This is a genomic window from Amycolatopsis sp. NBC_00348, assembly GCF_036114655.1.
Taxonomy (GTDB): domain Bacteria; phylum Actinomycetota; class Actinomycetes; order Mycobacteriales; family Pseudonocardiaceae; genus Amycolatopsis.
Map to the genome: position 1 here is coordinate 9,264,109 of NZ_CP107994.1, position 25,981 is coordinate 9,290,089.

22 protein-coding genes are annotated in these 25,981 nt (G+C 69.5%); 12 read left to right on the forward strand and 10 right to left on the reverse strand.

What is annotated here, in order from left to right; translation table 11 throughout:
- Positions 1 to 6: 6 nt before the first annotated feature.
- Complete coding sequence (locus OHS58_RS41715; protein ID WP_326955993.1) at positions 7 to 1,401, forward strand: S8 family peptidase; 1,395 nt, start codon at positions 7 to 9, stop codon at positions 1,399 to 1,401.
- A 62-nt stretch (positions 1,402 to 1,463) separates the two neighbouring features.
- Here OHS58_RS41715 and OHS58_RS41720 read toward each other — a convergent pair whose 3' ends face one another.
- The 5 genes from OHS58_RS41720 to sdhC form a co-directional block, all read right to left on the reverse strand.
- Positions 1,464 to 2,429 carry a hypothetical protein gene (locus tag OHS58_RS41720; protein WP_328645967.1) on the reverse strand — a complete coding sequence of 322 codons (966 nt, stop codon included), beginning with the start codon at positions 2,427 to 2,429 and terminating at the stop codon, positions 1,464 to 1,466.
- Positions 2,430 to 2,592: 163 nt separating this feature from the next.
- Positions 2,593 to 3,363 (reverse strand): succinate dehydrogenase iron-sulfur subunit, encoded by a 771-nt coding sequence (locus OHS58_RS41725; RefSeq protein WP_247060754.1) that lies wholly within the window; start codon positions 3,361 to 3,363, stop codon positions 2,593 to 2,595.
- Positions 3,363 to 5,117: a succinate dehydrogenase flavoprotein subunit gene (sdhA, locus tag OHS58_RS41730; RefSeq protein WP_326946129.1), complete on the reverse strand. Its 1,755-nt coding sequence runs from the start codon at positions 5,115 to 5,117 to the stop codon at positions 3,363 to 3,365. The genes OHS58_RS41725 and sdhA overlap by 1 nt, the downstream gene beginning before the upstream one ends.
- A gap of 19 nt (positions 5,118 to 5,136) precedes the next feature.
- Positions 5,137 to 5,550: a succinate dehydrogenase hydrophobic membrane anchor subunit gene (locus OHS58_RS41735; protein WP_247060758.1), complete on the reverse strand. Its 414-nt coding sequence runs from the start codon at positions 5,548 to 5,550 to the stop codon at positions 5,137 to 5,139.
- A gap of 1 nt (position 5,551) precedes the next feature.
- Complete coding sequence (gene sdhC, locus OHS58_RS41740) at positions 5,552 to 5,995, reverse strand: succinate dehydrogenase, cytochrome b556 subunit (RefSeq protein ID WP_086861784.1); 444 nt, start codon at positions 5,993 to 5,995, stop codon at positions 5,552 to 5,554.
- A gap of 1,151 nt (positions 5,996 to 7,146) precedes the next feature.
- Between sdhC and OHS58_RS41745 the strand changes: the two genes are divergently transcribed.
- From OHS58_RS41745 to OHS58_RS41770, 6 genes are all read left to right on the forward strand, one after another.
- Positions 7,147 to 8,289: a BMP family lipoprotein gene (locus OHS58_RS41745; protein ID WP_247060759.1), complete on the forward strand. Its 1,143-nt coding sequence runs from the start codon at positions 7,147 to 7,149 to the stop codon at positions 8,287 to 8,289.
- Between the two features lie 81 nt (positions 8,290 to 8,370).
- Positions 8,371 to 9,942: an ABC transporter ATP-binding protein gene (locus OHS58_RS41750; protein WP_326946130.1), complete on the forward strand. Its 1,572-nt coding sequence runs from the start codon at positions 8,371 to 8,373 to the stop codon at positions 9,940 to 9,942.
- The gene (locus OHS58_RS41755) at positions 9,939 to 11,027 is read left to right on the forward strand and encodes an ABC transporter permease (protein WP_326946131.1); all 1,089 of its coding nucleotides are present in this window, start codon (positions 9,939 to 9,941) and stop codon (positions 11,025 to 11,027) included. Before OHS58_RS41750 ends, OHS58_RS41755 begins: the two co-directional genes overlap by 4 nt.
- Positions 11,027 to 12,304 (forward strand): ABC transporter permease, encoded by a 1,278-nt coding sequence (locus OHS58_RS41760; protein ID WP_442792255.1) that lies wholly within the window; start codon positions 11,027 to 11,029, stop codon positions 12,302 to 12,304. Before OHS58_RS41755 ends, OHS58_RS41760 begins: the two co-directional genes overlap by 1 nt.
- Positions 12,304 to 12,693, forward strand: coding sequence for a cytidine deaminase (locus tag OHS58_RS41765; RefSeq protein WP_247060762.1), 390 nt, complete (start codon positions 12,304 to 12,306; stop codon positions 12,691 to 12,693). The genes OHS58_RS41760 and OHS58_RS41765 overlap by 1 nt, the downstream gene beginning before the upstream one ends.
- 26 nt (positions 12,694 to 12,719) lie before the next feature.
- Positions 12,720 to 14,003, forward strand: a complete 1,284-nt coding sequence (locus tag OHS58_RS41770) for a thymidine phosphorylase (protein WP_328649940.1) — start codon at positions 12,720 to 12,722, stop codon at positions 14,001 to 14,003.
- A gap of 204 nt (positions 14,004 to 14,207) precedes the next feature.
- Here OHS58_RS41770 and OHS58_RS41775 read toward each other — a convergent pair whose 3' ends face one another.
- The gene (locus OHS58_RS41775; protein WP_326955989.1) at positions 14,208 to 15,332 is read right to left on the reverse strand and encodes a PA containing protein; all 1,125 of its coding nucleotides are present in this window, start codon (positions 15,330 to 15,332) and stop codon (positions 14,208 to 14,210) included.
- Between the two features lie 211 nt (positions 15,333 to 15,543).
- Here OHS58_RS41775 and OHS58_RS41780 point away from each other — a divergent pair, with 211 nt between their 5' ends.
- Both OHS58_RS41780 and OHS58_RS41785 read left to right on the forward strand, forming a co-directional pair.
- A complete protein-coding gene (locus OHS58_RS41780; RefSeq protein ID WP_326946133.1) occupies positions 15,544 to 16,638 on the forward strand; it encodes an adenosine deaminase in 1,095 nt (364 codons plus the stop codon).
- A gap of 120 nt (positions 16,639 to 16,758) precedes the next feature.
- Entirely contained in the window at positions 16,759 to 17,970 is a 1,212-nt protein-coding gene (locus tag OHS58_RS41785; RefSeq protein ID WP_328649941.1) for an MFS transporter, read from the forward strand.
- A 220-nt stretch (positions 17,971 to 18,190) separates the two neighbouring features.
- On the opposite strand, the gene OHS58_RS41790 is transcribed toward OHS58_RS41785, so the two are convergent.
- On the reverse strand, positions 18,191 to 19,459 hold the full coding sequence (locus tag OHS58_RS41790) for a primosomal protein (RefSeq protein ID WP_247060765.1): 1,269 nt from the start codon (positions 19,457 to 19,459) through the stop codon (positions 18,191 to 18,193).
- 151 nt (positions 19,460 to 19,610) lie between these two features.
- Here OHS58_RS41790 and OHS58_RS41795 point away from each other — a divergent pair, with 151 nt between their 5' ends.
- Together OHS58_RS41795 and OHS58_RS41800 are read left to right on the forward strand one after the other, a co-directional pair.
- Positions 19,611 to 22,115, forward strand: a complete 2,505-nt coding sequence (locus OHS58_RS41795; RefSeq protein WP_328645968.1) for a DEAD/DEAH box helicase — start codon at positions 19,611 to 19,613, stop codon at positions 22,113 to 22,115.
- A gap of 39 nt (positions 22,116 to 22,154) precedes the next feature.
- Entirely contained in the window at positions 22,155 to 23,207 is a 1,053-nt protein-coding gene (locus OHS58_RS41800; protein ID WP_328645969.1) for a C45 family peptidase, read from the forward strand.
- A gap of 21 nt (positions 23,208 to 23,228) precedes the next feature.
- On the opposite strand, the gene OHS58_RS41805 is transcribed toward OHS58_RS41800, so the two are convergent.
- The gene (locus tag OHS58_RS41805) at positions 23,229 to 23,786 is read right to left on the reverse strand and encodes an NADPH-dependent F420 reductase (RefSeq protein ID WP_326955984.1); all 558 of its coding nucleotides are present in this window, start codon (positions 23,784 to 23,786) and stop codon (positions 23,229 to 23,231) included.
- Positions 23,787 to 23,853: 67 nt separating this feature from the next.
- On the opposite strand from OHS58_RS41805, the gene OHS58_RS41810 reads away from it, so the two are divergent.
- Positions 23,854 to 24,177 (forward strand): winged helix-turn-helix transcriptional regulator, encoded by a 324-nt coding sequence (locus OHS58_RS41810; RefSeq protein ID WP_247060771.1) that lies wholly within the window; start codon positions 23,854 to 23,856, stop codon positions 24,175 to 24,177.
- Here the strand turns inward: OHS58_RS41810 and OHS58_RS41815 are convergent.
- Together OHS58_RS41815 and OHS58_RS41820 are read right to left on the reverse strand one after the other, a co-directional pair.
- Positions 24,068 to 24,754, reverse strand: coding sequence for a hypothetical protein (locus OHS58_RS41815; RefSeq protein WP_328645970.1), 687 nt, complete (start codon positions 24,752 to 24,754; stop codon positions 24,068 to 24,070). The two genes, OHS58_RS41810 and OHS58_RS41815, sit on opposite strands and share 110 nt — an antisense overlap.
- A gap of 122 nt (positions 24,755 to 24,876) precedes the next feature.
- Positions 24,877 to 25,857 carry a sugar-binding transcriptional regulator gene (locus OHS58_RS41820; protein WP_328645971.1) on the reverse strand — a complete coding sequence of 327 codons (981 nt, stop codon included), beginning with the start codon at positions 25,855 to 25,857 and terminating at the stop codon, positions 24,877 to 24,879.
- Positions 25,858 to 25,981 lie beyond the last annotated feature (124 nt).

The following is a 25,981-nucleotide window of genomic DNA, read 5'->3' on the forward strand; positions in this document are numbered from 1 at the left end:
GGTGGAATGTCCCGTTTACGCCGAATGGCGGCTCCGCTGGCGCTGGTCGTCGGAGGTGGCCTGCTGGCCGCCGCGCCGGCCGCCGAGGCCGCCCCGGTCGCCTGCGACACCACGAGCACGGCCTACACGTACGTCGTGACCTACCAGCCGGGCACCCGCGCGTCGGCCGTCGACAAGGAGCTGGCCGCGAAGTGCGGCACGAAGGTGGCGTACTACGGCGAGATCGGCGTCGCGATCGCCAGCTCGCGCAACGCGGACTTCCAGCAGAAGATCGGCGTCTACCGGGCCTACTCGGGCGGCAAGGACGTCGCTTCCGCCGGTGCGGCCCGGTCGTCTCTCGGCGCGGTCCGGACGCTGGAGGACACCCAGTCGGTGGCCGCCGCGGGTGACCTGTCGGCGCAGCAGTGGGACATGAAGGCGATCCACGCGCCGGAGGCGAACAAGAAGTACCAGGGCAGCCGCGCGGTGACGGTCGGCGTCCTGGACTCGGGCATCGACGCCACGCACCCGGCCCTTCGCGCTGCGATTTCCCCGTCGGAGTCGGCGGGCTGCATCACGGGAGCGCCGGACCTGACGCCGGCGTCGTGGGCGCCGACGACGTCCGACCACGGAACGCACGTCGCGGGCACGATCGCGGGCAAGGACCCGGCGGCGGGCTTCACGGGCATCGCGCCGGGTGTTCGTCTGGCGTCGGTGAAGGTCGTCAACGACGACGGCTACATCTTCCCGGAGTCCGCGGTCTGCGGCTTCGTCTGGGCGGCGAAGCACGGCTTCCCGGTGACGAACAACAGCTACTACATCGACCCGGGCATGTTCTTCTGCTCCCGCGAGCCGGGCGACGCGGCGGCGTACGAAGCGGTCCGCCGCGCGATCACCTACTCGACGCACCACGGAGTCCTGAACATCTCGGCGGCGGGCAACTCGGGCTTCGACACGACAACGCAGACCACGGACCCGAACCGCCCCCACCCGGTGGATTCGTCGTGCGGCATCCTGCCCAAGGCGATCGACGGGGTAGTGACGGTGTCCTCGGTGGGCTACGCGGGCACGAAGTCGTCGTTCAGCAACTACGGCGAGATCGACGTAACGGCCCCGGGTGGCGACTTCGCCCAGACCCCGCCCGCCGGTGCCGGCCCGGCGTGCCCGCTGTCATCAACGGTCTTCGGCGGCCAGTACGGCTCGAAGTGCGGCACCTCGATGGCGTCCCCACACGCGGCGGGCGTCGCGGCGCTGCTGGCGTCCCGGTTCCGGGGCATCCCGCCGCAGCTGCTGTCCCGGTTCCTGACGGGCGAGGCAGACCCGGTGGCCTGCCCGACAGCCGAAGCAACCTGCTCCGGCCCGACGCGCGACAACTCCTACTACGGCCACGGCCAGGTAAACGCCCTGGACGCAGTCCGCTAGTTCTAAAGCCGTGAAGGCCTCCTTACCGGCCATAAGAGCCGGTAAGGAGGCCTTCACGGCTTTCAGGCGACGCGGGTCAGGTGCACGGCCGGTCGTGGGCGGGCCTTGGCGGCGAGGTGGGCGGCTTCCAGTTTCGCGAGCACGCCTGCCGGGTTGTGGGTCAGTTCGGACGGCAGCGTCTGGACGACTGGGATGCCGGCTGCCGCGTATCGGGTGTTCCGGTCAAGCGTGCGGGCGTAGTCGCCGCGCGCGAAGTGAAACTCGAACGAGTCGATCTCCCATGCGAGGCCCACGTCGTCCCACCAGCCGTCAGGGCAGGCGACGTACCTGCCTGCCGCGTCGTGGACATCGACGTTCCAATGGCTGGGCGGATTCACCAGTCGACTGCTCAACCGCTTCGCGTGGGCTTCGGCCATGGAACGGACGGTTGTCCATTCCATCAGGAGCCGCCGCGGGATCGCTGTTCCTCGCTGACTGCCGTTGTTCAACTCCCGGAGCAGCATCTCCGGCGTGCAGCGTCCGCGTTGGATTGCTTCGATCAGTACCTGAGTACACGTCTCGTCGTCGTAGAGCCGGCGAAGCACATCAGTGGTGGCGCGGGTCAGCGGCGCCAGCGGGAATTCGTTCCTGACAGTCGGTGTCGGCAGCCGGAGCGTGCGTTCGACGGTGACGAAGTCGGTGCTCCGAATCTTGCGCTCATGGGGAATCAGCAGATGCAGGTCGTGGGTGGCGGGCAGCTGAGCCTGCCGCATGCCTTGGCGCCGGCAGGATTCCACACCGGTGATCTGCGCGCCCGCCCCGGCGTAAAGCAAGGCCGCCGTCGCACGCTGATCCGTGGTCGGATCGTGGTTGTGCAGCTGGACTACGCCAGGCAGCAGCCTTCGCCATTGGCCCCCGGGAAGGCATTTGCGGTAGGCGGTCTTGCTGTCGATGCCGGCAGCTTCCAGGTCCGTGACACGCACAACGCCGTCGCGGCTCCGCTCGCGCAGCAGCTCCGGGTGAAGTTCCCACCGTCCTCGTTTCGGCATGCCACACATCGTGTAACCGCGGTGCCCTAACCGACCAGCCCCACTGCCACGACCTGTGGATAACCCGCCCCCTGTGGATAACTGCCGAAAGCCGTGAAGGCCTCCTTCCCGGCCATAAGAGCCGGTAAGGAGGCCTTCACGGCTTTAAAGCCGCGGCAGAAACTCAGACGCGTTTGAAGAGGAGGGCTCGCTTTACTTCCTGGATCGCCTTTGTCACCTGGATGCCTCGGGGGCAGGCGTCCGTGCAGTTGAACGTTGTGCGGCAGCGCCACACACCCTCGCCGTCGTTCAGGATGTCCAGACGCTCCTCCGCCCCCTCGTCGCGGGAGTCGAAGATGAAGCGGTGGGCGTTGACGATCGCCGCGGGGCCGAAGTACGAGCCGTCGTTCCAGTACACCGGGCACGACGACGTGCAGCACGCGCAGAGGATGCACTTCGTGGTGTCGTCGAAGCGGTCGCGGTCCGCCTGGGACTGGATGCGCTCGCGCGTCGGCTCGTTGCCGTACGTGATCAGGTACGGCTTGATCGCGCGGTACGCCTCGAAGAACGGGTCCATGTCGACGTACAGGTCCTTCAACGTCGTCAGGCCCTTGATCGGGGCGATCGTGATCGTCGTCGGCTTGCCGTCCTTGGCCAGCAGGTCCTTCATCAGGACCTTGCAGGCCAGCCGGTTGATGCCGTTGATCTGCATCGCGTCGGAGCCACACACGCCGTGGGCGCACGAGCGGCGGAACGAGAACGTGCCGTCGATGTAGTCCTTGACGTGGAACAGCAGGTTCAGCAGGCGGTCGGTGCGCTGCGCCGGGACCTCGTACGACTCCCAGTGCGGCTCGGTGTCGACCTCCGGGTTGAACCGCAGGATCTTCAGCGTGACCGTGATCGGGGTGTGCTCGTCGGACGCGGAAGACGAAGGAGCTTCGGCAATGGCAGTCATCAGTACTTCCGCTCCATCGGTTCGTAGCGGGTGAAGGTAACCGGCTTGTAGTCGAGCCGGATGTCGGAAGCAAGATCGGAACCCTGCTTGTACGCCATGGTGTGCCGCATGAAGTTCGTGTCGTCGCGGGTCGGGTAGTCCTCGCGGGCGTGGCCGCCGCGGGACTCCTTGCGCGCGATCGCGCCGACGATCAGCACCTCGGCCAGCTCCAGCAGGAAGCCCAGCTCGACGGCCTCGAGCAGGTCGGTGTTGTACCGCTTGCCCTTGTCCGACACGGTGATCCGCTCGTACCGCGCCTTCAGCGCCTGGATGTCGGTCAGCGCCTGCTTCAGCGTGTCCTCGGTCCGGTACACCGACGCGTGCGAGTCCATCGTCTGCTGCATTTCCTTGCGGATGTCGGCGACGCGCTCGTCGCCGTGCTCCGACAGCAGGCCCGCCAGCTGTTCCTCGACCATCGTGGTCGGGTTCTCCGGCAGCTCGACGTGCTCGTGCGCCAGCGCGTACTCCGCGGCCGCGATGCCGGCGCGGCGGCCGAACACGTTGATGTCCAGCAGCGAGTTCGTGCCCAGGCGGTTCGAGCCGTGCACGGACACGCACGCGACCTCGCCCGCGGCGTACAGGCCGGGGATGACGTTCTCGTTGTCCCGCAGCGCTTCGCCGTGGATGTTGGTCGGGATGCCGCCCATCACGTAGTGGCAGGTCGGGAACACCGGCACCGGCTCCTTGACCGGGTCGACGCCCAGGTAGGTCCGGGAGAACTCCATGATGTCCGGGAGCTTCGCGTTCAGCGTCTCCTCGGGGATGTGCGTGACGTCCAGGACGACGTAGTCCTTGTTCGGCCCGCACCCGCGGCCTTGCAGCACTTCCTGCACCATCGAGCGGGCGACGATGTCGCGCGGCGCGAGGTCCTTGATGGTGGGGGCGTAGCGCTCCATGAACCGCTCGCCGTCGGCGTTGCGCAGGATCCCGCCCTCGCCGCGGACGGCTTCGGAGATCAGGATGCCCAGGCCCGCGAGGCCGGTCGGGTGGAACTGGAAGAACTCCATGTCCTCCAGCGGCAGGCCCTTGCGGAAGATGATGCCGAGGCCGTCACCGGTGAGGGTGTGCGCGTTCGACGTCGTCTTGAAGATCTTGCCCGCGCCGCCGGTGGCCATCACGATCGACTTCGCCTGGAAGACGTGCAGCTCGCCGGTGGCCAGCTCGTAGGCGACGACGCCGGACGCGACCGGGTTGCCTTCCTCGTCCGGGCTGGTGACGAGGTCGAGCACGTAGAACTCGTTGAAGAACTCCGTGCCGTACTTGACGCAGTTTTGGTAAAGCGTCTGCAGGATCATGTGGCCGGTGCGGTCCGCGGCGTAGCAGGCGCGGCGGACCGCGGCCTTGCCGTGGTCACGGGTGTGCCCGCCGAAGCGGCGCTGGTCGATCTTGCCCTCGGGCGTGCGGTTGAACGGCAGGCCCATCTTCTCGAGGTCGAGGACCGCGTCGATGGCCTCCTTCGCCATGATCTCCGCGGCGTCCTGGTCGACCAGGTAGTCGCCGCCCTTGATCGTGTCGAAGGTGTGCCACTCCCAGTTGTCCTCTTCGACGTTCGCCAGCGCGGCGCACATGCCGCCCTGGGCCGCGCCGGTGTGGGACCGGGTCGGGTAGAGCTTGGTGAGGACCGCCGTACGGGTGCGCTGGCCGGACTCGATGGCCGCGCGCATCCCGGCGCCGCCGGCGCCGACGATCACCACGTCGTACTTGTGGAACTGCATGGTGGGAGCTCTCCGGGCTTCAGTTCGCGGGCATGTTCGGGTCGAACGTGAAGATCACCATGGTGCCGACGGCCAGGATCAGGACCATGGACACGTACAGCAGGATCTTCAGCCAGAACCGCGTGCTGTCCTTGCGGGCGTAGTCGTCGATGATGGTGCGCAGCCCGTTGCCGCCGTGGATCTCGGCGAGCCAGAGCATCGCCAGGTCCCAGAACTGCCAGAACGGGGACGCCCAGCGGCCGGCGACGAAGCCCCAGTTGATCCGGTGCACACCGCCGTCGAGGATGTTCATGATCAGCAGGTGGCCGAGCACCAGGATGATCAACGCCAGGCCGGAGATCCGCATGAACAGCCAGCTGTAGAGCTCGAAGTTGCTGCGGCGGGCGGCGGGACGCTTCGGCGCGCGGGGGTTCGCGAGGGCGAGGTCGGCCATGTCAGTTACCCCCGAAGAGCGTTTCGACGGTGCGCTTCAGCATGAAGAACGCACCGGGGACCATCACGACGACCCAGACCACGCCGATCACCCACAGCATCGCCTTCTGCAGCTTCGGACCCTTCGACCAGAAGTCGACGAGCATGACGCGGATGCCGTTGAGCGCGTGGAACAGCACCGCGCCGACCAGGCCCACCTCGAGGAGGTTGACGATCGGGGTCTTGTACGTCTCGATGACCTGGTCGTACGTGTTCGGCGACACGCGCACCAGCGCGGTGTCGAGCACGTGCACGAACAGGAAGAAGAATGTGAGCACGCCGGTGATGCGGTGCAGCACCCAGGACCACATGCCGGGGTCGCCCCGGTAGAAGGTCCCCTGCCGGCGTGAGGCACCCGCCCGATCGCTCGCCCCTGCCTCAGTGGCAGTGCTCGCCGTGGTGGACATCGGTGAACGGCCTCCAACGTCTGACTTGTGCCCGGGTGACCGGTGAGGTCCGCACTGATCGTCGCTGGTCCACTGGGGACGAACTACGGCGGCAATGCCGAGATCAAGGGTCATCGAGCGTGGATGCCAAGGATGCTAGACCCGCCTCGGACGGACGGCTCACCTCCGGGTTCCCCTCTGTGATGGACCAGACACCGGAGTGGTGCCAGGGCCACCCGGAGGTGTGGTCTGGAGCACACGGGTGACGGCTTTCGGGGCGCCGCAGCGGGTATCGGCTCTACCTGCGGCGCACGCGTCGCGATGTGGGCGCCGTCACAGCCAATGGGGGTCCACTGTGGACGCTGAGTGCACGGGTGGCGCGCCGTTCGCCCGCCTGGCGGACCCTCGTCCGGGTGCCGGGTGCCGGGTGCCGGGTGCCGGGTGCCGGGTGCCGGGTGCCGGGTGCCGGGTGCCGGGTGCCGGGCTCGCTCCGGCCGATGTCCGGCTCATGGGTGTTCCGGAGGATGCCCCGCTTGCGCACGCGCCCGGGGAGTGCCGGGTGCCGGGGAGTGCGTGGGTGCGAGGCTCACGCTCGCCCGGTCGGTGTCCGGCTCACGCTCGTTCCGGAGAGCGCCCCGCTCGCGTCCTGGCGACCCCAGCGCCGGGTGCTGCGCTCGCTCCGAGCGGCCGCCTCCAGCCGCCTCCAGCCGCTGCCCTCGCCCCCGCGAATCGCTTCCGGCCGAACCCCGTCCCCCACCCTCTCCGGGGGGACGTCCCCAGTCCAGTCTATCGGCGCCCCCCGACAGCAAGGCCTGGAACGGCCGGCACCGAGAGACTTGTCCACAACCGCCGAACGGTGTGGACAACCCGACGCGACCGGCACCCACCTTCGGCACGTTCCGTGACAATCGGTGGCATTTTGGCCGTCCCGGGCGCCGTGAAGGCGTCGAGAAGCCACCGAAAGCGACTCGCGGTGGGTCTGGTGATCACGTTGGGTGTACATCTCGTCGCGCGTGCGACTCGTGAGTAAACGTTTGTGTTACGTAGCGTGCCTTTCCTATGGCGCTTTCCTGTCCGTTGGGTACGGTCTGGCGGTCGACCCGGCAGTTGGGCCGGGACGCGCCCTTGACCATCCGCTGGATCAGCGGGGAGGGAGACACACGTTGCGTCGCATGCGTGGAACCGCGCTGGCCGCCGTGGCCATGGCCGGGGTGCTCACCCTGGCCGGGTGCGCCAAGGACTCGAGCGGTGGCAGCAGTAACAACAGTGCCGCGCCTTCGTCGGGCGGTTCGGACTGCGTCACCGCGCAGAAGCCGCCCGCGGCGCCCGCCGTCGCCTCCAGCAGCACCGCCGCCACCGGCAAGGTCGACGGCAGCCAGCTGAAGATCGGCCTGGCCTTCGACGTCGGCGGCCGGGGTGACGCGTCCTTCAACGACGCCGCCGCCGCGGGTACCGACAAGGCCAAGTCCGACCTGGGCGTGACGACGGTCAACGAGAGCACCGCGTCCGCCAGCGAGGCCGAGTCGGCCAAGCAGCAGCGCCTCGAGCAGATGGCTTCGCAGGGCCTCAACCCGATCGTCGCGGTCGGCTTCGCCTACGCCGACTCCGTCAAGGCCGTCGCGGCCAAGTACCCGAACACCAAGTTCGCGATCGTCGACGACGACTCGATCACGCTCCCCAACGTGACGCCGCTGGTGTTCGCCGAGGAGCAGGGCTCGTTCCTGGCCGGCGTCGCCGCCGCGTACAAGAGCAAGAGCTGCCACGTCGGCTTCGTCGGCGGTGTCAACACCCCGCTGATCCAGAAGTTCGAGGCCGGCTTCCTGCAGGGCGCGAAGACCGTTTCCAGCAAGATCAAGATCGAGGACGAGTACCTCACGCCGGCCGGTGACTTCTCCGGGTTCCAGGACCCGCCGAAGGGCAACGCGAAGGCGCAGGCCGAGATCGCCAAGGGCGCGGACGTCATCTACCACGCCGCCGGCGCCTCCGGTAAGGGTGTCTTCGACGCCGCCAAGTCGGGCAACGCGCTGGCCATCGGCGTCGACTCCGACCAGTACAACCAGAAGACCGTCGCGGCCGACAAGGACGTCATCATCACGTCCATGCTCAAGCGCGTCGACGTCGCGGTGTTCTCCTACATCCAGGCTGTCGCCAAGGGTGACCTGACGACCCTGCCGAAGCGGTTCGACCTCAAGGTCGACGGCGTCGGTTACGCCACCTCCGGTGGCAAGGTCGACGACATCAAGGACGTCCTGGACGGGTACAAGGCCCAGATCATCTCGGGCGCGATCACCGTTTCGGACAAGCCGCAGAAGTAACTGACAACGCGGACAGGGCTCGGAGGGGTTTCTCCCCTCCGAGCCCTCACGTGTTTTGACAGAGATGGAACTCTCCCGCCCATGAGCACTGCCGAGGCCCCGGCCGCGGCCGTCCCCGACCGGGGCGTGCCCGCCGTCCAGCTGACCGGGATCACCAAACGTTTCCCTGGCGTGGTGGCCAACTCCGACGTCAACCTCACCGTCGCCGCCGGCGAGGTGCACGCCATCTGTGGTGAGAACGGCGCCGGCAAGTCCACCCTGATGAAGATCCTCTACGGCATGCAGCCGCCGGACGAGGGCACCATCGCGATCAACGGCGACGAGGTGAAACTGCGCAACCCGCAGGACGCCATCCGCGCCGGCATCGGCATGGTGCACCAGCACTTCATGCTCGCCGACAACCTCACCGTCGGCGAGAACGTCTTCCTCGGCGCCGAGGGCCTGCACGGCATCGGCCGCGCCGCCCGCGCGCGGCTGGCGGAGCTCGCGCAGCGGACCGGCCTGCGCGCGAAGCCGGAAACGCTGCTGGAGGAGCTCGGCGTCGCCGACCGCCAGCGCGTCGAGATCGTCAAGGTGCTCTACCGCGGCGCCAAGATCATCATCCTGGACGAGCCGACCGCGGTGCTCGTGCCGCAGGAGGTCGACGCGCTCTTCGCGACCGTCCGGGAGATGAAGGCCGACGGCTACACGTTCCTCTTCATCTCGCACAAGCTCGACGAGGTGCGCGCGATCGCCGACACCGTCACGGTGATCCGCCGCGGCACCACCGTCGGCACGGCCGACCCCAAGACCATCACCTCGCGCCAGCTCGCCGAGATGATGGTCGGCTCCGAGCTGCCCAGCCCGGAGACCCGCGAGTCCACCGTCACCGACCGGGCCGTGCTGCGGCTGACCGGGCTGACGCTGGGCGCCGAGGGCTCCGACCGCAACGCGCTCGACGACATCACGTTCACCGTGCGCGCGGGCGAGGTGCTCGGCGTCGCCGGTGTCGAGGGCAACGGCCAGACCGAGCTCGTCGAGACGATCATGGGCATGCGCAAGGCATCCGGCGGCACGATCGAACTGGTCGACGCCGAGGGCGTGGCCCGCGACCTCACCAAGGCGGGCACGCTGGCCCGCCGCGAGGCGGGCATCGGCTACATCGCCGAAGACCGCACGCGGCACAGCCTGCTGCTCACGCAACCGTTGTGGGTCAACCGGATGCTCGGCTACCAGACCCGCGAGCCGGTCTCCAAAGGACAGTTGCTCGACATCGCGGGCACGCGCGCGGACACCGAGCGGATCGTGCGGGAGTACGACGTCCGCACGCCGGGGATCGACGTCCCGGCCGCGGCGCTCTCGGGCGGCAACCAGCAGAAGCTGATCGTCGGGCGGGAACTGTCCGGCAACCCGGTGCTGCTCATCGCCTCGCACCCCACGCGCGGTGTCGACGTCGGCGCGCAGGCGCTGATCTGGGAGAACATCCGCCAGGCCCGCGCCGCCGGCCTCGCCGTGCTGCTGATCTCGGCCGACCTCGACGAGCTCATCGGCCTGTCCGACACGATCCGCGTCATGCTGCGCGGGCGGCTCGTCAGCGAAGCCGACCCCGCGACCGTGACGCCGCAGGAACTGGGCTCGGCGATGACCGGCGCCGGAGAGGGTGACGACGAATGACCTCCTGGCGCACGAAACTGCTGCCACCGCTGCTGGCGATCGCGTTCGCCGTGCTGCTGTCGGCGATCGCGCTGGTCATCTCGGGGGCCGACCCGCTCGAGGCCTACGGCACGATGATCGGCCAGATGTTCAAGGGCTCGACCGCGGTCGACACCGCGAACCTCGCGACCGTGTACTACCTGTCCGGGCTCGCGGTCGCCATCGGCTTCCAGATGAACCTCTTCAACATCGGCGTCGAGGGCCAGTACCGGTTCGCCGCGGTCGTCGCGGCCATCGCCGGCGGCGCGCTGAACCTGCCGCCGGTGATCCACACGCTGGTGATCCTCATCGTCGCGGTCGTCGCCGGTGCGGCGTACGCGGCGGTCCCGGCGATCCTCAAGGTCACCCGCGGGGTGAGCGAGGTGATCGCGACGATCATGCTGAACTCGATCGTCGGCGGGATCATCGCCTTCCTCATCAACGCCGACCAGTTCGGCGTGCAGCGGGGCAACAACATCGGGACCCGGGAGATCGCGCCGTCCGGCCGGATCCCGGGCATCCCGCTCGGCTCGGGCACGCTCTTCGGCTTCGTGATCATCGCGGCGATCATCGGCGCCGCCTACTGGTTCATGCTCAACCGCACGCGGTTCGGCTTCGAGCTCAAGGCGTCCGGCGAGTCGACCACCGCGGCCGCCGCGGGTGGCGTCAACGCCAAGAAGATGACGCTGATCGCGATGGTGCTCTCGGGCGGCGTCGCCGGCCTGGTCGCCATGCCGGAGCTGCTCGGCCGCGACTACACCTACGGCATCACCTCGACGCAGATGTACGGCTTCACCGGCATCGCGGTCGCGCTGCTGGGCCGCAACCACCCCGGCGGCATCGCGCTCGGCGCGCTGCTGTGGGCGTTCCTGGACACCTCCGCGGTGTCGCTGGAGCAGATCAACGTGTCCAAGGAGATCGCGACGATCATGCAGGGCATCATCGTGCTGTCGGTCGTCGTGGCGTACGAGATCGTGCGGCGCGCCGACCTGGCGGCCGAACAACGAAGAGTCGGCCGCGCACTCAGCGGCAAGAGCACTTCGGTCGCCGGGGGAGGTGCCGTCTGATGGCCGTCACCGACGTTTCCCGGCCTGACGCCGGCAGCCCCGGCGCGATGCCGGTGCACCGCAAGCGGCCCCGCGTCCCCGGCTGGCTCCGCGGCGTCATCTGGGCCGTGATCGCCATCGCCGTCGTCTCGACGGCGTCGTACTCCACCGGCGTCTCGACGCTGACGTCGTCCAACACCGCGTCGACGGCGTTGCGCCTGGCCCTGCCGATCCTGCTGTGCGCGCTCGGCGGCCTCTGGGCCGAACGCGCCGGCGTCGTCAACATCGGGCTCGAGGGCATGATGATCCTCGGGACCTGGGGCGCCGCCTGGGGTTCGTACAACGGCGGGGTGTGGGTCGGCCTGCTGGCCGCGCTCGTGTTCGGCGCGCTGGGCGGCCTGCTGCACGCGGTGGCGACGGTGACGTTCAACGTCAACCACATCGTCTCCGGCGTCGCGATCAACCTGCTGGGCCTCGGCGTCACGAAGTACCTGGCGAACCTGATCTTCGAGCCGATCTCCGGCAACCCGCGGCAGTCGCCGGTGGTGCCGAAGTTCGACACCTACTCGGCTTCGGGCCTGTCCGACTGGCTCGGTGACCTCGAAAAGGAGCAGCGCGTCGGGATCTCCGACGTCGCCGGCATCCTCCGCGGGCTCGTCACCGAGGTGGCGCCGCTGACGATGATCGCGATCATCCTGGTGCCGGTGAGCTTCTGGGTCCTGTGGCGCACGCGCTTCGGCCTGCGGCTGCGCTCGTGCGGCGAGAACCCGGTGGCCGCGGAGTCCCTCGGTGTCAACGTCTACCGGCACAAGTACGTCGCGATGCTGATCTCGGGCGCGTTCGCCGGGATGGGCGGCGCGTCGCTGGTGCTGCTGCGCGGCGGCGCGGACTACCTGGAGAACCAGACCAACGGCCGCGGTTACATCGGCCTCGCGGCGATGATCTTCGGCAACTGGCGCCCGGGCGGCCTCCTCGGCGGCGCGGCGCTGTTCGGTTACGCCGACGGCCTGCAGCTCTCGGGCGGCGGTGAAGCGGTGCTCGCGCTGCTGTACGGCGCGGTGATCCTGGTCGCCGTGATCGTCGTCGTCCAGCTGTTCCGCAAGCAGTGGATCGCGGCCGGGCTCGGCGTCGTCGGCGCCGGGATCCTGTACTTGATCTACTGGGCCAACGACACGCTGCCGTCGGACCTGATCCCGTACACCGCGCACTTCGTGACGCTGATCGTGCTCGCCGTCGCCTCGCAGCGGCTGCGGCCGCCGAAGGCCGACGGGCAGCCGTACCGGCGGGGTGAGGACTAGTGTCTACAGTGGACTGGGACGCGCTGCGTTCTCGCGCTATCGAAGCGGCTTCCCATGCGTACGCGCCTTATTCGGGCCTGCACGTCGGGGTCGCCGGGATCGTCGACGACGGCCGCGTGGTCATCGGCTGCAACGTCGAGAACGCCTCCTACGGGCTCGGGCTCTGCGCGGAGTGCACGATGGCCGGGCAGCTGCGCCTGTCCGGCGGCGGCAAGCTGGTCGCCGTCGCGTGCCGCAGCGGCGCCGGTGACCTGCTGATGCCGTGCGGGCGCTGCCGGCAGATCCTGTTCGAGCTGGGCGGCTCCGCTTGCCTGGTGGACACGCCGAGCGGCATCCTGCCGATGTCGGACGTGCTGCCGGACGCCTTCGGCCCGGACGACCTGCCGTGAGCGAGCTTGCGAGCGAACCATCGGCACTGCGGGCGTTCTCGGCAGTAGACGTGATTCGTGCGAAGCGGGACGGCGGCCGGTTGTCCGACGAGCAGATCGACTGGGTCGTCGACGCCTACACCCACGGCGTCGTCGCCGAGGAGCAGATGTCGGCGCTGGCGATGGCGATCTTCCTGCGGGGTATGGACTCTGAGGAGATATCCCGCTGGACCGGCGCGATGATCGCGTCGGGGGAGCGGCTCACGCTGGACGTCTCGCGCCCGACCGTCGACAAGCACTCGACCGGCGGGGTCGGCGACAAGATCACGCTGCCGCTGGCGCCGCTGGTGGCCGCGTGCGGCGCGGCGGTGCCGCAGCTGTCCGGCCGCGGGCTCGGGCACACCGGCGGCACGCTCGACAAGCTGGAGTCGATCCCCGGCTGGCGGGCTTCGCTGTCCACGGCGGAGATCGCGCGTCAGCTGGAGGACGTCGGCGCGGTGGTCTGCGCGGCGACGTCCGGGCTGGCCCCGGCGGACAAGAAGCTGTACGCGCTGCGGGACGTGACGTCGACGGTCGAGTCGATCCCGCTGATCGCCAGCTCGATCATGAGCAAGAAGATCGCGGAAGGCGCGTCCGGGCTGGTCCTGGACGTGAAGTTCGGGTCCGGCGCGTTCATGAAGACGCTCGACCAGGCGCGCACGCTCGCCTCGACGCTGACGTCGATCGGCGTCGCGCACGGCGTCCCGACGACGGCGCTGCTGACCGACATGAACGTCCCGCTGGGGCGCGCGGTCGGCAACGCGGTCGAGGTGGCGGAGTCGGTGTCCGTCTTGCAGGGCGGCGGCCCGTCGGACGTCGTCGAGCTGACGCTGGCGCTGGCCCGGGAGATGCTGGCGCTGGCGGGGATCTCCACGGACCCGGCCGAGGTGCTGGCGTCGGGCGAGGCGTACGAGACGTGGTGCCGGATGATCTCGGCCCAGGGCGGCGACCCGTCGGCGCCGCTGCCCAAGCCGTCGCACATCCACACGGTGGTCGCCCCGGCTTCGGGCGTGCTGGCTTCGCTGGACGCGTACGCGGTGGGCGTCGCCTCGTGGCGGCTGGGCGCGGGCCGGGCCCGCAAGGAGGACCCGGTCCAGGCCGCGGCGGGCGTGCTGTGCCTGGCCAAGCCGGGCGACGCGGTCACCGAGGGCGAGCCGCTGCTGGAACTGCACACGGACACGCCGTCCGCCGTCCCGGCAGCCCTGGCGGCCCTCGAAGGCGGCTTCACGGTGGCCGCCGCGGCTCCCGCCGCGGCCCCGATCGTCCGGGAGACGATCCGCGGCACGGTGTGATGATCATCGCGAAGATGATCACTCGACCGAGTGACGTCCGAAGTCGTATCCCGCGTGATTGAGCCCGGAACTCGCGTGATCGGAGCCGGTACGGCCCCAGACACGCGAGTTCCGGCTCTGATCACGTGAGTCACGGCCCCAGACACGTGAGATACGAAGAGGCCCCCACCGGCGTACCGGTGGGGGCCTCTTCGACTGGCTTGCTTACTCCGTGGGCTCTTCCGGGCCTTCGCCCGGCTTGGCCTTGGCGTCGGCCGGCTTCGGCGCGCGGCCGTTGCGGGAGCTGCGACGCGGCTGGCGCGGGGCCGGCGGCGGGGGCGAGATCTGCTGCACGGCGGGGCCGCCGCCGAGCATGAGCTCCGCGAACGTCGCCATCGCCTCGTCGAGCTGGCCGCCGATGCGGCGGACGCTCTCGTCGTTGCTCTTGCGCACCAGTGAGTCGAGCGAGTCGGTGTCCGGCTGCTTGGACAGCGTGCCCTCGACCTTGGACAGCCCGGCCTTGAGCGCGCCGTCGAGGTCGCCGATGCCGGACAGGAAGCCGTCTTCCACCTTGTCGAGGCGGCCGGCCAGGTCGTCGAGGCGGGTGGTGACCGTCTCGAGGCGGTTGCCGAGCTTCTCCAGGCGGTCCGAGGCGTCGATCATCTCGCCGGTCTCGGTCAGCGCGACCTTGAGCGCCTCGGTGTTCGCGCCGATCCGCTCGCCGGTGACGCGGTCCAGCTCGCCGATCCGCTCCTGCGTGACGCGGCTCAGCTCGTCGACCTTGTTCCGCAGCTCGTGGTCGGCGTGGTCGACGCGGTCGCGCAGCGACGCCTCACTCTGCTCGATCCGCTCGCGGACCGGGCCGAGCACCGACTGCGGGATCGAGTCGAGCTTCGCGTCCTGCTTGTCGAGGTGGCCGCCGACCTCGTCGATCCGGCGGTGGATGTTCTGGAGCTTGTCCTCGAGTCCGTCCATCCGGCCCGCGACGCCCTCGAAGCGCGAGGCCATGCCGTCGAGGCGGCCGTCGAGCTGCGCGAACGGCTTGGCCAGCTTGTCGACGATGCTCTCGACGGCGCGGGTCAGCGCGGCGATGGCGTTGTCCTGGGCCTCCAGCCGGGACATCGTCTCGTCGAGGCGCTCGGCCAGGACGCTGACCTCGGTGCGGTCGGGCATCTCGGACAGCCGCTTGCGGACCGCGCCCAGCGAGTCGACCGGCGCGAGGCGGGCGTAGATGTCGTCGAGCGCGTCGAAGATCTGCTGCTGCTCGCTCTCACGCACTTCGGCCGCGCGCACCAGCATGTTGCGCATCCGGTCGAAGGACGGGGCGGCAATGTGGTTGTCAGTGGTCACTGCTGTGTGTCCTTCGTCGGCGGGGAAATGGAGGGACGTGCCACGAAGCTTAACGATTGCGAAATTGCTGTGCGTATGGCCCCCGTGAAGCGGGTATTGCGGAGGCCGCCCCCGGATGGCCGATTCGTTACCTGATCTCGACGCTCAGGGTTAGCCAGAGACTGAGAGTTACGGCCATGTAGGGGAATGACACCGAGGTTACCGTTGAGGGATGTCCGACGAAACCCCTGTTCTGCCCATCGAGACGCTCCGCCGCGCGCCCAAGGTGCTGCTGCACGACCACCTGGACGGCGGGCTGCGGCCCGCGACCGTGGCCGAGCTCGCCGACGCCACCGGCTATACCGGCCTGCCCACCAGCGACCCCGCCGAGCTGGGCAGCTGGTTCCGCCAGGCGGCCGATTCCGGCTCGCTCGTCTCCTACCTCGAGACCTTCGCGCACACCTGCGGGGTGATGCAAACGGAGGAAGCCCTGGTCAGAGTCGCCGCGGAAGCTGTCGAAGACCTGGCCGCCGACGGCGTCGTCTACGCCGAGGTGCGCTACGCACCGGAGTTGTTCGTCGAACGCGGTCTGTCACTCGATACGGTGGTCGAGGCTGTCCAGGCGGGGTTCACGGAGGGCACACGCCGCGTGGTCGCCGCCGGCGGTTCGATCCGCGTCGGGACGTTGCTCTGCGCGATGCGCCAGCACGCCCGGGCCCTCGAGATCGCGAACCTGGCGGTCCGCTACCGCGACGCCGGCGTCGTCGGGTTCGACATCGCCGGACCGGAGGACGGATTCCCGCCGACCCGCAATCTCGACGCTTTCGAGTATTTGCGGCAGAACAATGCGCATTTCACCATTCACGCCGGTGAAGCGTTCGGTCTTCCGTCCATTTGGGAGGCGATTCAGCACTGCGGCGCCGAACGGCTCGGGCACGGTGTGCGGATCATCGAGGACATCAAGAGCGACGCCGACGGCACGGTCCACCTTGGACGGTTGGCCGCCTATGTCCGCGACCGCCGCATCCCGCTGGAGATCTGCCCGACGTCGAACGTCCAAACAGGCGCCGCGCGCTCGATCGCCGAGCACCCCATCGGCCTGCTGGCCAAGCTGCGCTTCCGGGTCACCGTCAACACGGACAACCGGCTGATGAGCGGGTGCACGATGACCAGCGAATTCGCCGCGCTGCACGAGACCTTCGGCTATGACCTGGACGAGCTGCGCTGGTTCACGATCAATGCGATGAAATCCGCCTTCATAGATTTCGACTCCCGGCTCGCGCTGATCGACGACGTGATCAAGCCCGGGTACGCCGCCCTGCGCTGACCTCGGGGCCCTCGAGGCCCTCGGGACCGTGACCGCCGATAGGCGGTTGCGGTCCTTAGGCACGACAACTATCGTTCACCATATAGGAAGTTGTTCTCAGAATTTGAGACGGTGAAGACGATGGCGCAGGTCAAGGGCGATTCGATCGAGCAGGTTCAGGCGAGTTCACGACGGTGGCTCATCCTCGCGCTCGGTCTCGCCGCGCAGACCGCGAGCTGTTCGTTCCTCTACGGCATCCCGTTCCTGGTCCCGGCGATGCGGGCGGCCGAGGGGCTGACCCTGGCCCAGGCCGGCACGGTCGTCGCGGCCCCGAGCATCGGGTTGTTGTGCACCCTGATCGTGTGGGGCGCGGCTGCGGACCGTTACGGAGAGCGTCTGATTATGGCCCTCGGGCTGGGGGTCTCAGGGTTACTCCTGGTGTACGCCGGGCTCGGCGCCCACTCGATCGGGCTGCTCTTCGGGGTGTTCCTTGCTGCCGGAGCGTGTTCGGCTTCGGTGAACGCGGCGAGCGGCCGCGTCGTCATGGGCTGGTTCGCGAAGTCCGAGCGCGGGGTCGCGATGGGGATCCGCCAGACGGCCCAGCCGCTGGGTGTCGGCGTCGCCGCGCTCGGGCTGCCGCCGCTGGCCGCGCACTTCGGGTTCCGCGCGGCGGTGCTGCTGCCGGCCGGGCTGGCGATCGTCGTCGCGCTACTGGTGGCCTGGCTCGTCACGGACCCGCCCCGGCCGCCTCGGCCGGCTTCGGGTGAGAAGCCGCCGTCGCCGTACCGGCACGCGACGCTGTGGCGGGTGCACGGCGCGAGCGCGTTGCTGGTGGTCCCGCAGTTCGCCGTCTCGGCCTTCGCGCCGGTGTACCTGGTCACGGTGCAGCACTGGAGCGCGCTGTCGGCGGGCTGGTACCTGGCGGTGGTCCAGATCCTCGGCGCCGCGGGGCGGCTGGGGTCGGGCTGGTGGTCCGACCGGGTCGGCAGCCGGTTGCGCCCGATGCGCCAGCTCGCCGTGCTGAGCTGCTTCGTGATGTTGCTGGTCGCCTTGGGCGACACGACGTGGCTCTGGCTGGTGCTGCTCGCGCTGGCGCTGGCCGGGATCATCACGGTCGCCGACAACGGTCTCGGCTTCACGGCGTCGGCCGAGCTGGCCGGCCTGGCGTGGTCGGGCCGCGCGATGGGCACGCAGAACACGGGCCAGAACATCGCGGCGTCCCTCACGCCGCCCCTGCTGGGCCTGGTGATCGGCGACAGCCGCTACGCGCTGGCCTTCTGCGTCGCGGCGATCTTCCCGGCGCTGGCAGTGCTGGTGGTCCCGACCCGCGCGGAGCGATCCGCAGAAGACTGACCCCGTGTCGTCCCCTCAAGCACGCGTGTCGACCCTCTGATCACGCGAGTCGACCGTTCCCGCACAGACCGGTTCGGCCAACTCGCGTGCCTGAACGGCCGACATGCGTGCCTGGACGGACGACACGTGTGCCTGGATGGACGACACGCGTGATTGAAGGGTCAACACGACGAAGGCCGCCTCCCTAAACCCGGGAGGCGGCCTTCGTGAGGTCGGAAGGTCAGGCGACCGTGAGGCGGTTTTCGAACGTCTCCACCAGCTTGCGCCACGAGCCCTGCTCCGCGTCGAACGGGGCGCTCGGCTCGAGGCGCGTGGGGTCCGGGCGCAGGACGAACGAGACCAGCCAGCCCAGGCTTTCATTGCTCGCCAGTGCCGTGTCGGCCGTGTCGTCGCCCGCCCAGTCGGCGGCGTCGGTGATCAGCTCGACGGCCAGCTCGAGCTGGGTCGGGTCGATCGCCTCCGGGCCTTCCGCGATGTCGGCGTCGATGCCGGACAGGACGTAGGTGTTCTCCGGGTCGACCTCGATCTCGAGCTCGCCGGCGGTGGCCTTCGCGAGCACCTCTTCCCAGGTGGACACGTCGGCGAGGTCGGTGTCGGCGAGGTCCTTGCCGTCGGCCAAGGCCCTCGCGAGGGCCTTCTCCGAGGTGTAGACGTCGATCTCGCCCTCGCTGCCGAGGAACACCGGCGAGTCGTCGAGGTAGCAGCGCAGCGTGTAGTACTCCGCGCCGGACGTGATGATCTTGATCGGGTCGATGCCGACCTCGGCCCAGAAGCCGACCGGACCTTCGTCCTCTTCCTCGTCTTCGGCGTCGTCGTCCGAGTCGGCGGAGTCGATCGCCTCGAGGTCTTCTTCACCCTCGGCGCCGGCTTCGGCCGCCGCGGACTCCTCGTGGAACGCCGCCAGCTCCTCGGCGGTCTGCTCCAGGATCTTCTCGTCGACGTCGGGTGCGGTCACCAGGCCGTCGATCGCGTCCAGCACGGTGTCCCACTTCTGCGACACCGTCTCGGACAGGTCGTTCCACACCTGGACGCCGACGCTCCCGGTGAACGGGAGGGTGCCCTGGTCGAGCAGCGAGAAGCCCTCGGTCGAGTCGAGGATCTCGTGGACCTCTTCGAGGTCGCAGACGTCGGCGAGCGATCGCACGATGCCGATGATCTCGGCGAGCTCCGCGATGTGCCAGATGTCCGGCTCTTCGGCGACGAGCTCGGGCACGCCGACGAGGTCGTACGTGTGGTCCTCGTCCGGGATCAGCTCCGGGACGTTCAGCGACGGAACCGCGTCCCACGCCGGGTGATCGAGCAGGTCGTGCCGCTCGGAGGTGCGTACGAACGCGGCCAAGTGGGCTGCGTCCGGGAACGCGTACAGGTCGTCCTCGTCGCCGAGGAACGCTTCCCACTCCTCGCCGTCCTCCCGCCAGCGCGGCGCCCACAGGGTGACGACGTCCCCCTGCGGCAGGCCGAGTTCGATCGGGATGATGTCCTGTGCCATTCCTAAGCCCTCCGGATTACCGCCCGTGTGCGCGCGAGACCGAAAGTATGCCCCGGTCGGTGCGCGGTACCGCGAAGCCTACGGGTTTACCACTCGCGATGCGATCGCCCCTGCCGACTTTGCGACGAGCGGATGGCACGATGGACGTCTCATGACTCTCACAGACCTCCTGCCTGCGGATCCCGACCCCGACGCCCTCTTCGAAGCGTTCACGACCTGGACGGCCGATCGGGGCATCGCGCTGTACCCGGCGCAGGAGGAGGCGGTGATGGAGGTCGTCTCCGGATCGAACGTCATCCTCTCGACGCCGACCGGCTCCGGGAAGAGCCTCGTCGCGGTCGGCGCGCACTTCACCGCGCTCGCCCAGGGCCGCCGCAGCTACTACACCGCGCCCATCAAAGCGCTGGTGTCGGAGAAGTTCTTCCAGCTCATCGAGATCTTCGGGGCGGACAACGTCGGGATGATGACCGGCGACTCCGCCGTCAACCCGGACGCGCCGATCATCTGCTGCACGGCCGAAATCCTGGCGAACATCGCGTTGCGGTTCGGGGCTGACGCCCCCGTCGGGCAGGTCGTGGCCGACGAGTTCCACTTCTACTCCGAGCCCGACCGCGGCTGGGCGTGGCAGGTGCCGATCCTCGAGCTGCCGAAGGCCCAGTTCGTCCTGATGTCGGCGACCCTGGGCGACGTGTCCTTCTTCGAGAAGGACCTCACCCGCCGCACCGGCAAGCCGACGGCCGTGGTCACGTCGGTGCAGCGCCCGGTGCCGCTGACCTTCCGGTACGCGCTGACCCCGCTGCACGAGACCATGTCCGAGCTGCTCCACGGCGGCCAGGCGCCGGTCTACGTCGTCCACTTCTCGCAGGCCGCGGCCATCGAGCGGGCGCAGACGCTGATGAGCATCAACGTCACGACCAAGGCCGAGAAGGAGGCCATCGCCGAGCTGCTCGGCGACTTCCGGTTCTCCGCGGGCTTCGGCAAGACGCTCTCGCGGCTGGTCCGCCACGGCATCGGCGTCCACCACGCCGGCATGCTGCCGAAGTACCGCCGATTGGTCGAAACCCTCGCCCAGTCCGGGCTGCTCAAGGTGATCTGCGGGACGGACACGCTCGGCGTCGGCATCAACGTACCGATCAGGACAGTGGTCTTCTCCGCGCTGACGAAGTACGACGGCGTCCGCCAGCGCCACCTCAAGGCGCGTGAGTTCCACCAGATCGCCGGCCGCGCCGGCCGGGCGGGCTACGACACCGACGGTTACGTCGTCGTCCAGGCGCCCGACCACGTCGTCGAGAACGCGAAGGCGCTGGAGAAGGCGGGCGACGACCCGAAGAAGAAAAAGAAGATCGTCCGGAAGAAGGCGCCGGAGGGGTTCGTCAACTGGACCGAGAGCACGTTCGACCGGCTGATCGCGGCCGAGCCCGAGCCGCTGACGTCCAGCTTCAAGGTCACGCACTCGATGCTGCTGAACGTGATCTCGCGGCCGGGCAACGCGTTCGACTCCATGCGCCACCTGCTGGAGGACAACCACGAGGACCGCGCGTCGCAGCGCAAGCTCATCCTGCGCGCCATCGCGATCTACCGCGCGCTGCTGTCCGCCGACATCGTCGAGCGGCTGCCCGAGCCGGACGAGCAGGGCCGGATCGTCCGGCTCACCGTCGACCTGCAGTTCGACTTCGCGCTCAACCAGCCGCTTTCGCCGTTCGCGCTGGCCGCGATCGAGCTGTTCGACCTGGAGTCGCCGAGCTACCCGCTCGACGTCGTGTCCACTGTGGAATCCACTGTGGACAATCCGCGGCCCGTGCTGTCGCAGCAGCAGTTCAAGGCGCGCGGCGAGGCCGTGAACGCCATGAAGGCCGAAGGCATCGAGTACGACGAGCGGATGGAACTGCTCGAGAACGTCAGCTACCCGAAGCCGCTGGAAGAGCTGCTGCAGGGCGCGTTCCACAGCTACCGGCAGGGCCACCCGTGGGTCGACGACTACGAGCTGTCGCCGAAGTCGGTCGTGCGCGACATGTACGAGCGCGCGATGAACTTCGTCGAGTACATCGGCTTCTACCAGCTCGCGCGGTCCGAAGGCCTGGTGCTGCGCTACCTCGCGGACACCTACGACGCGCTGCGCCACACGGTGCCCGACGAGGCGAAGACCGAGCCGCTGCAGGACCTCATCGAGTGGCTCGGCGAGCTTGTCCGGCAGGTCGACTCCAGCCTGCTCGACGAGTGGGAAGCCCTGCGCCACCCGGACGAGGAGGGGCCGGTCTCCCACCGGCCGCCGGCCGAACCGCCCGCCGTCACGCGCAACGAGCGCGCGTTCCGGGTGCTGGTGCGCAACGAGCTGTTCCGCCGGGTCGAGCTGTTCGGGCGCCGCGCGTGGAACGTGCTGGGCGAGTTGGACGCGGCTTCGGGCTGGGACGCCGGGGCGTGGGAAGACGCGATCGAGGACTACTTCGAGGAGTACGACGCACTGGGCGCCGGCCCGGACGCGCGCGGCCCGGCGCTGATCATCATCGAGCAGCTGCCGGACGTCTGGAAGGTCCGCCAGATCTTCGACGACCCGGCGGGCGACCACGATTGGGGCATCAGCGCGGAGATCGACCTGGCCGCGTCCGACGAAGCCGGCTCGGCGGTGGTCCGCGTGGTCGCGGTGGGCGCGCACTAGAGCGTTGCCTTTTCCTGACTGCTCAGGCATCGTGAGCGCATGGCGGCGACGGTCGTGGAGCACCGGATCGGTGACGTGCGCTGGACGGTCGTCCGCGGCCCCCGCGAAGCCGCGTTCTCCGAGCTGGGGGCGTATGCGGCGGCCGACATCCGGACCGTCCTCGCCGGACTGCCCGAGTGGCCGGTCACCGGGCGGGCACGGCGGTCGCCGGTGCTGTTCCGGGCGATCGAATCTGCGTCGCAGGTCGAGCACCCGGACGCCTACGCCGAGCTCGCCGCGCTGGCGTCGGGCGCGGGGGTGCCGTTCGACGACCTGCTGCTGGCCAACCTGCGCGGTGACCTGGGCACCGGCGACGGCACCGGCTGCACCGACCTCGCGTGGGTCGGCGCGCGGAGCCTGCTCGGGCACAACGAGGACGGCGCCCCGGTGTTCGACGGCATCGGGCGGCTGCTGACCCTGCTGATCGACGGCGAGCCCGGCGTCTGCGTCTGGTGGTACCCGGGTTTCGTGCCGGCCAACACCTTCACGCTCACCACGCACGGGCTGGTCTGGGGCATCGACAGCGTGAACGTGGTGACGCCTTCGCCGTGCGCCGGGCGGCACTTCGTCGCGCGGTCGCTGCAGCGGGCTGTCGACGTCGCGGAAGCCGTGTCGTCGCTGCGCTCGCACGCTTCGGCGGGCGGGTTCGCGTACACCATGGGCCAGGTCGGTTCGGCCGGCGTGACGGTGGTCGAGAAGGCCGGTCACGAGACGGCCGTGACCACTGTGGCCAGTGGGCTTTCCTGGCACACCAACCACTTCCGCCAGCTGCCGCCGGACCTCGACGCGGCGGGCGAGGAGAGCCTGGACCGCGCCGAGGTCTGCGCGCACCTGTCACCGGCCGCCCCGGACGTGACGTGGCTGGCGGACACGTTGACGAACGACGTGCACCGCGACGCGGCGGGCGGCGACCCGCAGCTGACGTTGAGCACGCTGGTCACGGACCTGGCCGACGGCACGGTGACGCTCATCCCGCGCGGCGGCGCACCCCTGCGGGCCCGGGTCGCGGACCTCGCGGCGGGCCACGTCGACGCCGTCGTGAGTGGTAATTAGGGTTCTAACCCGCATTACCACTCACGAGGCCGGGACCAGGATCGCCTGGGCGTCCTCGCCCGCGAACCACAGGCCGATGGCGAACGCCGCCGTCGCCTCCAGCAGGTGCGCGCGGTCCAGGCCGCCGCCGAGGACCGGGGTGCAGCCGACGTCGCGGACCAGCGTGCGGACGACGTCGAGGGCCGCCGGGTCGTCGCCGCAGAGCGGAACCGTGAGCGTCGCGGGTGGCTTGCGCCAGACGTCGACGTGGGCCAGGTTGAACGCCTTGACGACGTGCGCGCCCGGCGCGGCGGCCGCGATCCGGGTCGCCACCGGGGTGCCGGGCGGGGGCTCGGTGCCGGTCGGGCCGGGCTGGTTGGTGCAGTCCACCAGCACTTTGCCGCGCAGCGGGCCCGCTTTCGGCAGGACGTCGAAGACGGCGTCCGCGGGAATCGCCAGGAGCACGGCGTCCGCGAAGGCCGCCACCTCGGCCCACGTCCCGGTGCCGCGGCCGGCGACCCTCAGCTCGTGTCCGGCGTTCGTCCAGTGCGGGCCCAGTGCCGTCGCCATGGCGCCCGTGCCGAAGATCCCGATCCGCATGTGTCCTCCTCGTGCTTTGCTGTACCGGCACGACGTTAGGGACCCCGGCAGGAACCGAAAGGTAACCATGGACTTTCTCGCCGACTGCCCGACGCGGCTCGCGTTCGACCTCGTCGCCAACACCTGGAACCCGGTGGTGCTGTGGGCGCTGCGCCACGGCCCGCGCCGGCACGGCGAACTGCGTCGCTCGATCGGCGGAATCAGCGCCAAGGTGCTCACGGAAACCGTGCGGCGCCTGGAGTCCGACGGTCTCCTCGAGCGCCGCGACGGCGGCTACGCCCTCACGCCACTGGGCTCGAGTTTCCTGGAGCCGATCGAAGGCTTCGGGCGCTGGGCGGCTGAGCACGGCGACGACGTCGTCGCCGCTCAAACCCGAGCACGACCAGCGTGACCAGCGACAACGCGGGCAGCGGGTAGCCGGCGAGGAGCCCGGCGCCGACGTCGAACGCGGGCGCGGCCACGCCGGTGACGAACACCCAGGTCGGCGCGGCCGGCGGCTTCGCGGCGGGCGACCACGGCGTCTTCTTCCACGGCTTCGCGATCGAAAGCCACGCCTGGAAGGAAAGCGCGCTCGCCATCAGCGAGGCGCCGGCGATCTGCGGCCACGCGACGGTGGCGGTGTCCGCGGCGTCGCGCAGGGCGGGGGAGAGCAGGAAGATGCCGGCGTAGAGCTGGATGAGCGTCAGGGCGAACTTCGTGAGGACCCACCAGTGTCTCGTGTAGCCCCACGCGGTCGCGCCGGCGAGCACGAGGCCGGTGAAGGCGGAGACGTTCGCCATCGGGGCGAGCAGCACGGAGTCGAGCCGGTCGGCCATCGCGGTCGCGGCGCCGGCTTGGGCGCGGCGGGTGAGCGCCAGCGACATGAGCACGACGAGCGCGAGGGCCTGGCTCATCCAGGCGACCGACGACAGGACGTGCAGCCAGACGACGGCGTGGCGCCAGCGGGGAGAAGCCTTGGTTCGGGTCACGGTTTCCAGGCTCGCGGAGGAACCCCGCGCGCACATCGGGCGTAACCCCGGAGCCCGCGTCACGCGATCTGCGCCCGGTGGGGTAGCGCGCCGGGCGCCGGCTACCTCCCCGGGAGTACGGCTCAGCGCGGCGGGTTCTTCGCCGCCAGGGCCAGGAGCGGCACCGCCGCCGCCGCGTCCGTGATCAGCGTCGAGACCATGCCCGACCGCAGCACCGCGTCCACCGCCGACGCCTTCGGTTTGCTGTAGCCCAACGCGATCACCTCCGGCACCGCCATCAGCTCCTCGTGGCTGATCGCCAGCACGTGGTGGGCCAGGCCGGTGGACAGCGCGTTGCCGGACGCGTCGAACAGCCGGGCCGCGACCTCCGCCGTCGCGCCGCGGGCCGCTATCGCCGCTCGCTCCGCCTCGTCCAGCGCGTCGTAGACCGTCGACTCGCCCGGTTGCCACGCACCGATGCTGACCACGGCCTTCGTCAGGTTCCGGAACTGGCCGAACGTTTCGACGATGCCGGGCTGCCGCCGCAGGGTCTCGGTCGTGCGGCGGTCCGGCAGCACCAGCGGCCCGAAGATCGGGTAGGCGTCGCCGCCGGACACCGCCGTCACCCGGCTGACCGTCTCGACCGAGCGGCCACGCATGTCCATCCCCGCCTGCACTCCGCAGAGCTGGACGACCGGGCAGCGCGCCAGCGTCCGGATCGCCTCGGTCAGCGCGTTCACCGAGCGGGCCCAGGAGAGCCCGAGGATGTCGTCGGTCGTCACGACCTCTTCGAGCAGCCGGGCCGCGAGTGCGCCGATCCTGGCCCGGACGACCTCCTTCGGTTCACGCTCGGTTGAGCGTTCCAGCACGAGGGCCCGGTCCAGACCGTAGGCCGATCGGACCTCGTCCGACAGGGTCAGGTCCACCGGCGCCGGCAGCGCGAACTCCACTCTGACCAGGCCGGACTCCCTGGCGGTGTCGAGCATCCGGGCGACTTTGAAGCGGCTGACGTCGAATTCGTCGGCGATCTCCAGCTTGGAGCGTCCCTGCACGTAGAAGCGCCGGGCGACGGTCGCTAGCAGCATGGCTTCGGTCAGCGACGGCTGCTTCTTGGACGTGCTCATATGAGCACTATAGCGCGAAATCTGCTCGAAAGGTTGACGTAACACCGACGTCAGACCTGTAATGCCTTCACAACTTCTCGACGCATCAGGTCAACGATGCTCATATGAGCGCGAGGAAGGGGCT